Origin of the sequence: Vibrio anguillarum, assembly GCF_001989995.2 — a bacterium.
In the GTDB taxonomy this organism is placed as follows: Bacteria; Pseudomonadota; Gammaproteobacteria; order Enterobacterales; family Vibrionaceae; genus Vibrio; species Vibrio anguillarum.
On sequence record NZ_JAHGUP010000038.1, the window covers coordinates 24,918 to 38,768 of the forward strand.

The 13,851-nt window shown below is 43.9% G+C and carries 12 protein-coding genes; 5 read left to right on the plus strand and 7 right to left on the minus strand.

Annotated features, from left to right (window positions below; translation table 11 throughout):
* Positions 1-33: 33 nt before the first annotated feature.
* The 6 genes from arsJ to PL85_RS09990 all read right to left on the minus strand — a co-directional run bounded on the left by arsJ (position 34) and on the right by PL85_RS09990 (position 5,023).
* Positions 34-1,266, minus strand: coding sequence for an organoarsenical effux MFS transporter ArsJ (gene arsJ, locus PL85_RS09965; RefSeq protein ID WP_115340285.1), 1,233 nt, complete (start codon positions 1,264-1,266; stop codon positions 34-36).
* A gap of 42 nt (positions 1,267-1,308) precedes the next feature.
* The gene (locus tag PL85_RS09970) at positions 1,309-1,806 is read right to left on the minus strand and encodes a cyclin-dependent kinase inhibitor 3 family protein (protein ID WP_094165525.1); all 498 of its coding nucleotides are present in this window, start codon (positions 1,804-1,806) and stop codon (positions 1,309-1,311) included.
* A 12-nt stretch (positions 1,807-1,818) separates the two neighbouring features.
* A complete protein-coding gene (locus tag PL85_RS09975) occupies positions 1,819-2,820 on the minus strand; it encodes an ArsJ-associated glyceraldehyde-3-phosphate dehydrogenase (protein ID WP_115340286.1) in 1,002 nt (333 codons plus the stop codon).
* A gap of 21 nt (positions 2,821-2,841) precedes the next feature.
* Positions 2,842-3,183 (minus strand): metalloregulator ArsR/SmtB family transcription factor, encoded by a 342-nt coding sequence (locus PL85_RS09980; RefSeq protein WP_115340287.1) that lies wholly within the window; start codon positions 3,181-3,183, stop codon positions 2,842-2,844.
* Positions 3,184-3,551: 368 nt separating this feature from the next.
* Positions 3,552-4,610 (minus strand): ACR3 family arsenite efflux transporter, encoded by a 1,059-nt coding sequence (arsB, locus tag PL85_RS09985; RefSeq protein WP_115340288.1) that lies wholly within the window; start codon positions 4,608-4,610, stop codon positions 3,552-3,554.
* Positions 4,611-4,693: 83 nt separating this feature from the next.
* Complete coding sequence (locus PL85_RS09990) at positions 4,694-5,023, minus strand: metalloregulator ArsR/SmtB family transcription factor (RefSeq protein WP_017044464.1); 330 nt, start codon at positions 5,021-5,023, stop codon at positions 4,694-4,696.
* Between the two features lie 295 nt (positions 5,024-5,318).
* On the opposite strand from PL85_RS09990, the gene PL85_RS09995 reads away from it, so the two are divergent.
* The 4 genes from PL85_RS09995 (at position 5,319) to luxN (ending at position 11,708) form a co-directional block, all read left to right on the plus strand.
* Positions 5,319-6,809 (plus strand): SulP family inorganic anion transporter, encoded by a 1,491-nt coding sequence (locus PL85_RS09995; protein ID WP_115340289.1) that lies wholly within the window; start codon positions 5,319-5,321, stop codon positions 6,807-6,809.
* A 10-nt stretch (positions 6,810-6,819) separates the two neighbouring features.
* On the plus strand, positions 6,820-7,668 hold the full coding sequence (locus PL85_RS10000; protein WP_115340290.1) for a universal stress protein: 849 nt from the start codon (positions 6,820-6,822) through the stop codon (positions 7,666-7,668).
* A 271-nt stretch (positions 7,669-7,939) separates the two neighbouring features.
* Positions 7,940-9,136, plus strand: coding sequence for an acyl-homoserine-lactone synthase (locus PL85_RS10005; RefSeq protein ID WP_115340291.1), 1,197 nt, complete (start codon positions 7,940-7,942; stop codon positions 9,134-9,136).
* Complete coding sequence (gene luxN / locus PL85_RS10010; RefSeq protein ID WP_115340292.1) at positions 9,129-11,708, plus strand: quorum-sensing autoinducer 1 sensor kinase/phosphatase LuxN; 2,580 nt, start codon at positions 9,129-9,131, stop codon at positions 11,706-11,708. The genes PL85_RS10005 and luxN overlap by 8 nt, the downstream gene beginning before the upstream one ends.
* Before the next feature lie 359 nt (positions 11,709-12,067).
* On the opposite strand, the gene PL85_RS10015 is transcribed toward luxN, so the two are convergent.
* Positions 12,068-12,376, minus strand: coding sequence for a hypothetical protein (locus PL85_RS10015; RefSeq protein WP_017044469.1), 309 nt, complete (start codon positions 12,374-12,376; stop codon positions 12,068-12,070).
* Positions 12,377-12,706: 330 nt separating this feature from the next.
* On the opposite strand from PL85_RS10015, the gene PL85_RS10020 reads away from it, so the two are divergent.
* Positions 12,707-13,687, plus strand: coding sequence for a helix-turn-helix transcriptional regulator (locus PL85_RS10020; RefSeq protein ID WP_017044471.1), 981 nt, complete (start codon positions 12,707-12,709; stop codon positions 13,685-13,687).
* The last annotated feature ends 164 nt before the right edge of the window (positions 13,688-13,851 follow it).

Sequence of the window (13,851 nt, forward strand, 5' to 3'; positions counted from 1 at the left end):
TCCATCCACTGGAATAGTGATCTGCTGGTGAAGCTACGGTTCGCTCGTCAACACAGCTTTGCTTTTCGGGAGCCCCAATGAAATGAGAGTGGTCAGCAGCAAAAAACCAAACGAAACCCACAAACACGCCGCTAATCCCCAAAGTTGGAAAACCCACCCGGAAAGCACGGTACCGATTAAACGCCCCATCGCGTTTGCCATGTAGTAAAAACCAACATCAAGCGATACACCATCCCCCTTGGCATAGCTCACGATTAAATAGGAATGCAGCGATGAGTTAATCGCAAAGACCGCGCCGAAAAGCAGTAACCCCGCGATGATCACGACTTCCGGATGCCACTGCGCTTGAATGCTGTAGGCGATTAAACCTGTGATCAGCGCCAATAGCGCCGCCCAACCGAGCGCAGAGCGCCCATCTGGCACTTGGTCTGAAGCACTGCCCGTTATTTTAGGAGCAAACCCTTGGATCACTCCGTAGCCAATCACCCACAGTGCTAAAAAGCCGCCCACGGCGCTATGATCCCAACCAAAAACACTGCCCAGATAAATGGGTAAAGCAATCACAAACCAAACGTCTCGCGCGCCAAACAAAAACAGGCGAGCCGCTGATAAGATGTTCACGCTGCGTGATTTGGAAAAAATCTCTGAAAATTTCGGTTTGTTTTTGGCTTTGCCAATATCGGCTTGCAAGCTGAGCAAACTGCCGATAAAAACCAATAACAATACCGCCGCCATAGCCGCTACCGCATATTGAAAGCCGATCCAAGAGAGCAAGACGCCACCGAGAAAAAAGCCGGCCCCTTTTAGAGCGTTTTTTGAACCCGTAAGAATGGCTATCCACTTGTAGAGTGCCCCTTGTGCATTTTCAGGGACTAACGTTTTGATCGCACTTTTTGCACTCATTTTATTGAGATCTTTTGCGATGCCCGATAACGCCTGCGCCGCCATCACCCAAGGAATGGTTAACCATGCAGCAGGTACAGCAAGCATCAAGAGCGCGAATATTTGCATGCCAAGGCCAATATTCATGGTGCGATTCAGCCCTAAACGCGCACCAAGCCAACCGCCAATCAGGTTAGTGACCACGCCAAAAAATTCATAAAAGAGAAACAAAGACGCAATCGCTAAGGTCGAATAACCCAAATCATAAAAATACAACACCACTAACATGCGCAGCGCGCCGTCAGTGACGGTAAAATTCCAATAATTAAAAGTCACTAGCATGTACTGGCGAACGTTTTGGTTGAGTTGAGACAGCATAATCACTCTCTTTGCAAAAGAGCCGCCTAAGGCAGCTCTTTGGGACTGTTATTGATTAACAAATTGTTTGATGTACTCAACTTGTACATCTTTGGTAAACGCACCCGGTCTTAATGATTGAACGTGAGTAATAATGTTTTGCAGTTCCCAACCTTTCTCCAGCAATAAATGAGCAGCAAGTAAACCAGTACGACCCGATCCACCCATGCAATGCATGGCAATCTTATCTCCCTTGGCAAGCGCCTGATGAAGTGACGGGGAGATACTTTGCCAATGCGTTTGAAACTGGTGGTCGGGTGCGCAATCATCTTCAATTGGGGCGTGAAACCATTGCAGCCCCGCTTGTTCAACCACTTTAGGCAAGTCACCAACACCTTTCTCTTGCATCTCTTCGTGACTTAGAGCCGTCACCACAACGGTAACACCTTGAGATGTCAGTTGTTCAATACTCTCAACCAGAGGAAGATCTTTTGTCCCCGGGCAAGGCGTCAATACCAAACCAGCGCTGTTTTCTGCAACAGGCAGTTCCCATGTAGGATGTGTCATTTCTTTGCTCCTTTATGCCAAACCGACTTTGCGTGCTAATTCTGCGGTACGCGTTGCGTAACCCATTTCGTTATCATACCAAGCGTAAATTTTCACCATGCGCTTGCCCACCACCATGGTCGAGAGTGCGTCGACAATCGTTGAGCGTTGATCGCCTTTGTAATCAATCGACACCAGTGGGCGCGCTTCAAAACCGAGAATGCCTTTGAGCTCATTTTCTGAAGCGGCTTTCAGTAGCGCGTTGACTTCTTCCGCGCTGGTATCGCGTTTCACATCAAAAATAATGTCGGTTAACGAGGCATTGGCTAGCGGCACACGCACCGCGTGACCGTTAATTTTGTCTTTCAGATCGGGGAAGATTTCCACAATCGCTGTCGCAGAACCGGTTGTGGTCGGGATAAGGCTCATACCACACGCACGAGCGCGGCGTAGATCTTTATGCGGTGCATCCAAAATGGTTTGCGTGTTGGTTAAATCATGAATGGTCGTAAACGAGGAATGTTCAATACCCAGTTGCTCGTGAATCACTTTGACGATAGGCGCAATGCAGTTGGTTGTGCAAGAAGCGGCCGTAACAATCTGATGTATTTGTGGATCAAAGATGTGGTCATTGACCCCAACCACGATATTGGCAATCCCCGCTTCTTTCACCGGGGCCGATACCACCACGCGTTTTACACCTTGTGCTAAATACTGATTCAAAAACTCAGACTTGCGGTGTTTGCCTGTTGCTTCGATGACCACATCACAACCAGACCAATCCACATCATTGATCGCTTTTTGTTGTGAGGTACGAATAACCTTACCGTTGGCAATGATCGCATTACCGTCGCTTGTCACTTGGTGATGCCAACGGCCTTGTATTGAATCAAATTCGAGCAAATGAGCCAAGGTCGCCGCGTCACCCGCAACGTCGTTAATCTGCACAAATTCGATCTCTGGCCAATCAAATGAGGCTCTTAATGCTAAACGGCCAATACGACCAAACCCGTTAATTCCGACTTTAATAGACATTTTTATTTCCTTTTATCCCTTCTAAACACAGCATTCTGGGCGAGATTCCATCTCTGCCAGCCTTTGCATATCTTGTTGGTATTCTTTTTTCAGGCAGTTGGATCCCACCAGCCCTTGAATTTGTTTTTTCATCCATCCGGGTAGTTGGTCCGATAACCGATAAAACACCCATTGGCCTTGCCTTGTATCAACCACCACGCCACTGGAACGAAGTAGAGCCAGATGGCGAGAAATTTTCGGTTGGCTCTCATTTAACGCTTGTGTCAACTCGCCGACACACACTCGTTGCTCGCGTGCAATCATGAGTAAACAGCGCACCCGTGTTTCATCGGACAGCAATTTAAAAAACTGATGAGGTAGCATTTTACTTATCTCTGCATATGCGGATGTACATATGTATCATATAAAAAGAAATCGCTGTCAATAGAAAAGTTACCGCTAAATAAAAGTTACCGCTGACTTCAGAGAACAATGCTAAAGCGAGCAGTAAAATAGCTGATGGTATGTTGCAGGGCTTTTGTTGCATTTTGATTACAATCGATTTCCCAATAGATCTATTTTTGATACGCCTATCATACCCCGATGCATCGCAACATTGGGATCAAGAGTTCGTGCGTAGCAGAACATAGATGACGTTTCTAACTCATTCACAAACATTTCACATTTTCAAAACAGTCTACGGTTATGAAATTTAATGAGAAAAATATCCTGAAGTTCGGACTCAGAGAGCGCTAGTATTTCTTTTTCATACGCAGCGCAACGTTGACCAAGGCAATCAACACCGGCACTTCAACCAAGGGCCCAATCACACCCGCAAATGCTTGATCGGAATTTAAACCGAACACGGCAATGGAGACCGCAATCGCCAGTTCAAAGTTGTTGCCTGATGAGGTAAAAGCAATTGAGGCATTTTGATCGTAAGGAATACCCAGTTTTTTACCAATGAAAAAGCTGACAAAAAACATCACTAAGAAGTAAATCACTAAAGGGATGGCAACGCGTATCACGTCCATCGGTAGTTCAATGATCATCCCGCCTTTCAGGCTGAACATCAAAACTATCGTCGCTAGTAGTGCCACCAGCGTAATCGGTGAAATACGCGGAATAAATACCTCGTTGTACCATTGCTCACCTTTCGCGGCCACCAACCATTTGCGGCTCAAAAAGCCAGCTAAAAATGGGATACCTAAATAAATCAGTACACTTTCGGCGATATCGAGAATGGTAATATCAACTACAAAACTCTCTAGCCCAAAATATGGCGGCAAAACAGTAATAAATAGCCACGCCATAAAACTGTAGGTGACGATTTGGAATGCGCTATTGAGCGCCACCAGCGCTGCGCCGTACTCTTTATTACCGCCACTAATATCATTCCATACCAGCACCATTGCGATGCAACGCGCCAGACCAATTAAGATCAGTCCGACCATATAACCGGGATAATCGCGTAAGAAAATGATCGCCAATGCAAACATCAAGATAGGCCCGACAATCCAGTTCATCACTAAAGAGAGTGTGATGGCGCGTTTATCACGAGTCACTTCACCTAGCAGGCTGTAATTCACTTTTGCCAGCGGTGGATACATCATCAAAATCAAACCGATCGCCAGCGGAATATTGGTCGAACCGACCGACATATTTTCATTCCATTGCGCTACTTGCGGAAAGAAGACACCGATCGCTACCCCTAACCCCATCGCAAGGAAAATCCACAAGGTTAGATAGCGATCGAGAAAACTCATTTTTTCGGCTGCAGAGGCTTCTGCGCAGACAGGTAATTCACTCATACATCACATCTCTCGGTAAGTCTAAAAGGGAGCCGCGCACAACTTTATACTTACAGCCATGGCGAAATAGCAACGCTAAAATTTCATTCACTTTGGCAAGATGGGTGAGCAATGCGCGTTAGCTCTTGCGCAATCAATGCAGCATTGTGGCTCAGCGTGATGTCCAATATCTGCACCATCCAACTTTCCAGCTCAGGATTAATTTGGTAGTACACCCACTTGCCGCGCCGCTCATCAATCACTAATTCATTTTTTCTCAGTTCTGCTAAATGGCGTGACACCTTAGGCTGACTTAATTGCAACGCATTCATTAAATCACACACACACAACTGCCCTTTGTGCTTCATCAACAGCAAGGATTTAAGCCTCGTCTCTTCAGACAAGGATTTATAAAAAGATAAACTGCGGCACATAAACAATACATATGGAATATCGAATATGTTCAAGTGTAAGGAGCAAAAGAATAAAAGTCAAACACCAGAACTATCCTCGCGTACGACGGGCAGCGCTTGAAAAACACCGTGACAACGGGAGGAATCGACGACTGCAATACAAATAGTGATCGTTTGGTTGACCTACACCACATCAATGATTAGGATCACATTTTTAAAATCAACCAAGAGATGTTGCGAATGCTGCTTACGCCGCCCTAGATTGATCTTTACCTCTCACAACTCACCTTTTTATTTCATTTTTTAGAGATTAAGTATGCTACAAAATATTAAGCGCGATTGGTTTTCCAATGTGCGAGGGGATGTTCTAGCTGGCACTGTCGTTGCGTTAGCATTAGTTCCTGAGGCAATAGCCTTTTCTATCATCGCAGGTGTAGACCCTAAAATCGGCCTTTACGCTTCATTCAGTATTGCCGTGATCATTTCAATTGTCGGTGGACGACCCGGCATGATCTCAGCAGCCACTGGAGCAATGGCACTCTTGATGGTCACTTTAGTCAAAGAGCATGGCTTGCAATATCTACTGGCAGCCACTGTTTTGACCGGGGTTCTACAAATACTGGCCGGTTACCTCAAACTGGGCGATTTGATGCGTTTTGTATCACGTTCGGTCGTGACGGGGTTTGTTAACGCGCTGGCGATTCTGATTTTTATGGCGCAATTACCAGAGCTAACCAATGTAACATGGCACGTTTATGCCATGACGCTCGGTGGGCTGGCGATTATCTACCTATTCCCCTACGTTCCTGTGGTTGGCAAATTGCTACCTTCGCCATTAGTGTGCATTATCGCCTTAACTCTGATTGCTATCAGCTTTGGCATTGATATTCGCACTGTGGGCGATATGGGGGAATTACCAGATACTTTGCCGATATTTTTATGGCCAGATGTTCCGCTCAACCTTGAAACCTTATGGATAATATTTCCTTATTCAGCCGGATTGGCCGTTGTCGGTTTATTAGAATCAATGATGACAGCAACCATTGTTGACGATTTAACCGATACCAGCAGTGATAAAAATCGTGAATGTAAAGGCCAAGGTATCGCCAACATTGCCACTGGCTTTCTTGGCGGCATGGCCGGTTGTGCGATGATTGGTCAATCGATCATCAACATTAAATCCGGTGGACGCGGCAGACTCTCTACTTTTTGCGCCGGTATTCTACTGATCATCATGGTGGTGTTTTTAAGTGATTGGCTCAAGCTCATCCCGATGGCGGCTTTAGTGGCGGTAATGATCATGGTTTCCATTGGGACCTTCTCTTGGAGTTCGGTAAAGGATCTCAAAACTCACCCACTTTCTACCAGCATCGTGATGATCGCGACCGTTGTTGTTGTTGTTGCAACCCATAACTTAGCGATCGGTGTCGGTGTCGGCGTGCTGCTTGCTTCTCTCTTTTTTGCTAACAAAATTGGCTGCTTCATGGTGGTTAAAAGTGAACTCTCTGAAAATGGAGAAGAGCGTACCTATCGTGTTGTTGGGCAAGTCTTCTTTGCTTCGTCAGATCAATTTATGAACGCGTTTGACTTCAAAGAGGTCTTAGAGCGTGTCACTATCGACCTCTCTGCAGCGCACTTTTGGGATATTACTTCGGTTTCTTCGCTAGATCGTGCTGTTATCAAATTCCGACGCGAAGGGACCGATGTAAACATCATCGGTATGAATGAAGCAACGGCAACGATTGTCGATAAATTCGGCGTGCATGGTAAGCCAGAAGAAGTTGAAAAGCTGATGGGCGGACATTAAGGAAAAGATTATGACCAATATTATTGCTTGCATCGATGGATCGATTTATTCACAGTCGGTCGCCAATTTAAGCGTGTGGGCCGCCAAAAGCTTACACGCACCGTTAACCTTATTGCACGTACTTGATAAGGCGGCCAATCAAACCAAAAGTGAACTGTCTGGTAACATCGGTTTAGGCAGCCGAGAACAGCTGTTGAAAGAGCTTATTGAACTAGACGAAAAGCGTTCTAAACTAGCCTTAAGGCACGGTAAAGCGTTACTCAATGAGCTAGAAACTAAAGCTCATGAACAAGGTTTACAAGATGTGCATAAACTGCAAAAGCACGGAAACCTGCTGGAGACTTTGCTTGATCTTGAAAACGAAATTCGTGTATTGGTGGTCGGTAAATCAGGTGAAGTGCACCAAAACGACGCCATGGCTGTTGGATCTCAATTAGAGAGTATCGTGCGTACAATGAAGTCGCACACCTTAGTGGCAACGGGTGATTTTACGCCACCACAAAGTTATCTATTAGCCTTTGATGGCAGTGAAATTAGCCAGAAATTAGTGGATAAAGCGATTAAAACACCGCTGCTAAAAGGGCTGGAGTGCCATTTGGTGATGGTGGAAGATAACCACGATAAAGCGAGCGCGTTTAAAGCTGCCGCCGAGAAATTATGTGCGAACGGTATTCACGTTGTGGAAGCGTGCTTATCTGGCGAAGTTCATAAGGCGATTCTTCAGTACCAACAACAAAACCAACTTGGCATGATCGTCATGGGCGCGTTTGGACACTCTAAACTTCGTCAGTTCTTCGTTGGCAGTAACACCACTCGGCTCTTAGCCGAATCAAGCGTACCGATGCTATTGATACGATAATAATTGATAAATTAACCATATAGATAAAGCCTTCTTCGGAAGGCTTTTATTATAAAACTCTGTTGTGAAGGGTAAGTGCAAGTAGTAAACTTGCTGCGGATATGCAACTGGTACTTAGGATGTTAGGTACAAATAAAATCGCGGTTACTGGTACTAACTGACGTGACGCCAAATACTCTCCTAAATCAAAGTCTCATTTACTGGAGCCTATCTAATAAAACTAATAAAACTAATAAAAAATAATTAAATAAACCTAGGCTAGGTTAACTCTATGAAAATAATATCATCTTTAGGCTCACGGCTGACAAGCAGTCTGCCTATTGAAAAAAAACAGCGGGCTCTGGTAGAGTTCGTCATCAATACTTATCAACCACAGCAACGGGCTGATCTTTTCCGCGCCCTTACAGAGCACCGCAAAAACCAATTACTCAACCTATTTCCTGAACATCACAATAAAAGCTTCTCAATACTGTTTGAATTGATGGACTACCGAGAGCTCATCCGGCGCTATCCGAATACATTCGGTGAAGAGATAGCACATCTTGAGCAAGCCGTCAGCGAGTGTTATTCGCATTGGCTAGATTTCTGGTGTGAATGCGAAATTGCGGCTATAAAAACACTATTCCCTATCGAAGCGGATGCTCCTCATCGTATCGAACTGCCACTTAAAGACTGTGCCTACCGTGGTTTTTTGATCGACCAGATAGAGGATTCTGAACTTTGGGTCACAACGCCCAGTCACCCGCAAAAAATGCCCATCAAAGATGCGATCACCTTGAGCAATCTTGAGCTATTTATTAAAGGCGAAAAGTGGTACGAGATGCTGCCTTTATTGTCCTTATCACAAAAAGGGAAGCACTTTGTTTTACTCAAGCATCCTAATAACGAAGCATCTCCCACACTGGTCGCTTCAATGTTGGTACAAGATTGGTCAGTAAATCAGACTTGGCTCAGCTATGTGCCACAGTTCAGTAATAAGCAGTGGCAGTTCTGCTTACCCGATCATAGTTACGATGTTTTGATGGAATTACAGCTTTTCAAACCAGCACTGTCGAAATGCGACTCTCTCCCAGAATTCGATCAGCAATTCCAGCTACAATTGGCTGATAAGCGAGCGGTCTGTGAAGTGCTGCGTTTAACCGTCAGTGGTAACGCTCAGCAAAAGCTCTATTTTCTCTACCTTGCTCAAAAAAAATTCATGCAAGTAATGCATCAGGTAGGATACAAAATCGGTTTCACCATTATCGAACAACCCTTCATGCTCAGTTTTTATCAAGCTATTAACCCGAAAGCGTACTTCCATTGTGGATATTGCGATCTGAATAACGACGGAGTAAAGACTTATCGTGGTTTCTGGAATTTCGAATCAATAAACCGCGTCTTCAGTAATGCCGATTTTCGTGACTATAAACATGCGGTTTCTCAAAGCAGAAAGTACGATTTAATCAAAAAGGAAGAGTATGCTTAATTTCAGCTTAGAGCCCATCCTTTATCCTAAAGCAATAACACTTATCACAGCGGTAGCTATGGTACTAGTTTGGCTAACCTACTATTGCTATCGTCTTAAACAAAAAAATGAAGTGATCTGGGGGACACACCACCTGCCCTACATAGCATATTCGATATGTATCGTTGCGTGGATCGGCAGTAATGCCTACTTTCATACTGATTTATTGCCTATTCTTGGAGCTTCATCGGCCGTATTTATGGCCAAACTTGCCAACCTCGCTTCTTTTTCTGCGTTTGCCTTTGCATGTTACTTTTCTTACCGACTATTACCCGATCAGCTCAAAAATAAGGTACGCTTATGGCAACAAACATTCTTTATTATCCTGACGTTTTATTCCCTTTATATTAATTTCCTTCCTGATTTGACCATAAAACATGTCGAGATTACGGGTCCCAGTCAGTTCGTTATCGAATTTGGTCCTCATACAAAGTATTTTTTTATTGGACTAATGAGCTTTCTTGCTCTTACTTTAGCCAACATAGTCGCCTTACGAGCCAACAGCAGTAAACTCATATTGACTAAAACCAATTATATGATTGCAGGAATCTTGGTATTCATGCTTTCAACACTCGTAATGCAAGTCGCAATGCCTTTTTTCCTTCAAAACTTTTCACTCACTTGGCTGCCTCCGGCACTCTCCATCAGCGAAATGATGTTTGTTGGCTATGCTCTTATCACTTCACGCTTCTACAGTGTGAAATACCTTGCTTACCTGTGTCTCAATACTGCGTTAGTATGTGGGGTTTTATTCATACCGCTCGGCGCGATCTTCATCCCTCTCACCGACAGCAACCAATGGCTGATTGCAATACCACTCTGTGCGCTTATTGGTATTACTTGGAATCCACTCTACAAACGCTTGAGTCGTTACGCCTCTTTACTCATTTACGGTAATCAGCAGACTCCTGTAGAGCAAATTCTCGCTTTGGAAGACGATTTCAAGCGTTCAATTGATGATGCGATGCGCCGATTAAGCCAGTTATTATACATCGCCGATGATAAGCTGCAGTTCGTTAATAGTAACTATAATGAAACCGTCTACGAACGTTACCTTTCATCCAAACAAACCGCACTAGTGTTTGATGAATTGTTTGAAAAATTAGACAACAAAACCGCGGCAAAACACTCGATCAAAGCCCTTTATGACAAAATGAACTCAAACAATACTGCGTTGGTTATGCCACTGTTTGGCCACAGCAAATTGGTCACACATTTATTGATCTCGCCACACAAAATCAATAATCAGATGTTTTCTAATGAAGAAATCGCTGCACTTCAAACCTTGCTAACCCGAATACAAAGTATTATTGAAGCGGATAGACGTGTCTGCCAAAGTCGTGCATTAGCGAATTCAATTGCGCATGAAATGCGTAACCCGCTCGCTCAAGTACAATTACATTTTGAAATTTTAAAGCAACATATTGATAGTCAAGCGCCCGCACAACAAATTAAACAGGATATTGAGAACGGCCAAGCGGCTATTCAACGTGGGCGGCAGTTGATTGATATTATCTTGCGCGAGGTCAGCGATAGTTCGCCTGAACACGAACCGATTACGATGACGTCGATCCACAAAGCCGTTGATCAGGCGGTCAGTCAATATGGCTTTGAGAACGAGAAAGTAATTGAGCGAATTCACTTACCACAACAAGATGACTTCGTAGCAAAACTTAATGAAACCTTATTCAACTTTGTTATTTTCAACTTGATTCGTAACGCAATTTATTATTTTGATTCCTACCCAAATAGCCAAATTGAGATCACAACTCAAATCGGTACTTATGAAAATATTTTAATCTTCAGAGATACAGGCCCGGGGATTGACGACGCCATTTCTTATAAGATTTTCGATGACTTTTTCTCTTATCAAAAAAGCGGAGGCAGCGGTCTGGGGCTCGGCTATTGCCAGCGTGTCATGCGCTCTTTTGGCGGCCGAGTTGAATGCAAATCGAAACTGGGGGAGTTTACGGAATTCCACTTATACTTTCCTATGGTACCCAATGCCCCCCAAGCCGACTCGCTTCGTACTCCTGATTTCAAAAGTTGGCAACAACCTAAACCTAATACAGAGCAAAGAACCGTTGACGATATACAACCAATCGACAAGCCATTTCTAATCAATAACAAAGCACCCACGGTGCTCATCGTTGACGATAAAGAAGTACAACGCTCACTAGTTCAAATGTATCTGAACCAACTTGGTGTTAACAACTTGCAGGCAAACAACGGTGAAAATGCAGTAGAAATCTTTAAAGCGAATTCCATCGATTTGATCTTGATGGATATTCAAATGCCAGTTATGAATGGTTTTGAAGCCAGCCAAATCATTAAGGCGCATTCTCCGCAGGTTCCGATCATTGCGCTGTCAGGTGAATCTGGCGAACGTGAGCTAGAAATGATTAGCAAGCTGATGGACGGTCGTTTAGAGAAACCGACGTCATTAAATGCGTTACAGCAAGTAATCAGCCATTGGTTAAATAAAGACGTGGTACTCAATGCTCATACAGCAAAGAGTGGAACGGTTACTTGACGCGGTTGAAGACATCAGCATTGGGATAAAAACTCAGCCAGTACCAAAACCATTTCGGTGCTGGCTGACATTTTAAAACCGCATAATCTATTATAAACCGTCTACTACCTACACTCGCCAAGCCTTGACCTCAGAGACCCCAAGTGGTTCTAGCTGAATATCTAATGAACCCATGCAAGTTATACATGCAACAATTACATATGCACCTTGTTGCAAATCTCATTTCATGAACGACAGGGTTGAGCACCGCACCTTTTCAGTCTATTGTTTGTAGCGAAAGACAGGTTCGACTTGAACAACACCTTTGCTTGCACACTTTTAGCCGCCTATTTTTTGGCGGCTTTTTTCTTGCTAGGCAATTATTTTCTTTTTAACAGCGCAATACACTCTTCGTAGTGGGGGGTACTATGGATGTCCCACAACTGTTTCGCAGCATAATGGGCAAAATCATCATCGGCGGGTAAGCTTTTTTTACGCTGATTTTTGATCTTGAGGTAGATAGCCTGCATCTCTTTCTGCTGATCTCTGGAGATAGAGCGCGAATTGGCACACATATCCGCCAATCCTTCGTAAGCATAGGCATTCACTTCAGCCATATTGATCTTGGCGAAAGTCAAGGTAGGAGAAAGCAATACAACTCCTATCAGAGTATTGAATTTACTTGGCATTTCTTCCCCTAAAAAATGACACTTCTATCCATAGTATAGAAGACGGCAGAGATTGAGGACGAGCATGGTTCCTTAATTTGTTCGCTCTTGCAGCATAGTCACGTCAGTCCACTACTCAATTCAGACTCCTAATCATGAAAAATCACTTCCAAATTGAGCAGACGGTAATCATAAAACGCCACAAAATAACTTTCAGTTTTATAAAACGAATAATAATAACGATGAGAGATCTCGATAGAACTCATGACTTCTTTGCGTGGCACGCTTTTCATTACACAAACGAAACACTAGGGGCAAATCCGACCCAAGCATTTTTGAATGGTATCTAAAATGAATCGTGTTGATTTAAAACCAAACTCCACATCCATACGCTTACCGAAACGTTGCTTAAGCCATCAGTCAAGCGTGCCGACTCCGCGACAACCGCTTGCCTGTCAATCTTTTGGGGGATGCCTTGGCTGCAATATACATACGCTATCGGGATATGGTGGCTGTACGTCGTATGAACCGACCACTCACTCTGAACGATACTGCCTACGTTTACTGACCGTAATTAAAGGCGAGCAGCTCATTTGGTACAGTCATGATAATGAGCCCATCAGTTTACACAACGGAAAAAGTGTACTGATTTTCTCAGTTAATACCTTTAACGACGTATTCATTAGTGAAACAGAGAGTTACGTCGAGATTGCCGATATGCGCTTTGACTGCCAACTTCTCGCGACTATTTACCAGCAAATGAGTGAGAGTTTGCGTGACAATGGTATTAATCCTTTAACGGAAAAACGCCGTTTTGTCTTTGATACCAGTGTTGAAATTCAGCAATTTATTAACCAGTTGCAAACTGGCTTAACCAACCAAACGGGTGCCGGTAGCTTGTATGCCGTCTCACAGGCTTATCAATGTTTGGCCAAACTACTCAGCCAACTTGAGATGATCAAAAGCAACAAAAAAGACAGTGAGTGCTCCTCCCTTTCCAGTCGAACCTTAAATCGGATACGCAAAGCACACTCGATGATTGCTTCAGAACCAGAAAAAAATTGGAGCTTAAACGAGCTTTGTCGACAAGTAGGCACGAATGAAACCAGCTTTAAACGCGGTTTTAAAGTGCTTTTTAATACGACATTTTCCAAACTTCTTCAACACACACGAATGAAAATAGCAGCTGAATCATTAGAGCAGACCGATCGTCCGATTATCGACATCGCTTATCAAGTGGGATATGCCAGCCCTTCTCACTTTAGCAAACTATTCAAACAACACTTTGGGCAGAACCCTCTACAATATCGGAAACATCGTCAACGTCCCTAAAATATCGATAAATAAAGCTTAAACCAGTCAAGGTTTCTCTTTCCTAACAGAACAGCAGTCATGCTGGTGAAGTCATCTTGTGCCTTTTTTATGCGCATTTTGTTGAATACGCTTTTTTGTTGAACAGTTGAATAGCCATCATCAATCACTCCCTAGACAGATAA

Coding starts and splice junctions, on each gene's coding strand:
- PL85_RS09995 (WP_115340289.1), top strand. CDS start 5,319: ATGCTACAAAATATTAAGCGCGATTGGTTTTCCAATGTGCGAGGGGAT.
- PL85_RS10015 (WP_017044469.1), bottom strand. CDS start 12,376: ATGCCAAGTAAATTCAATACTCTGATAGGAGTTGTATTGCTTTCTCCT.
- PL85_RS09975 (WP_115340286.1), bottom strand. CDS start 2,820: ATGTCTATTAAAGTCGGAATTAACGGGTTTGGTCGTATTGGCCGTTTA.
- PL85_RS09970 (WP_094165525.1), bottom strand. CDS start 1,806: ATGACACATCCTACATGGGAACTGCCTGTTGCAGAAAACAGCGCTGGT.
- PL85_RS10000 (WP_115340290.1), top strand. CDS start 6,820: ATGACCAATATTATTGCTTGCATCGATGGATCGATTTATTCACAGTCG.
- luxN (WP_115340292.1), top strand. CDS start 9,129: ATGCTTAATTTCAGCTTAGAGCCCATCCTTTATCCTAAAGCAATAACA.
- PL85_RS10005 (WP_115340291.1), top strand. CDS start 7,940: ATGAAAATAATATCATCTTTAGGCTCACGGCTGACAAGCAGTCTGCCT.
- PL85_RS09980 (WP_115340287.1), bottom strand. CDS start 3,183: ATGCTACCTCATCAGTTTTTTAAATTGCTGTCCGATGAAACACGGGTG.
- PL85_RS10020 (WP_017044471.1), top strand. CDS start 12,707: ATGAATCGTGTTGATTTAAAACCAAACTCCACATCCATACGCTTACCG.
- PL85_RS09990 (WP_017044464.1), bottom strand. CDS start 5,023: ATGTGCCGCAGTTTATCTTTTTATAAATCCTTGTCTGAAGAGACGAGG.
- arsB (WP_115340288.1), bottom strand. CDS start 4,610: ATGAGTGAATTACCTGTCTGCGCAGAAGCCTCTGCAGCCGAAAAAATG.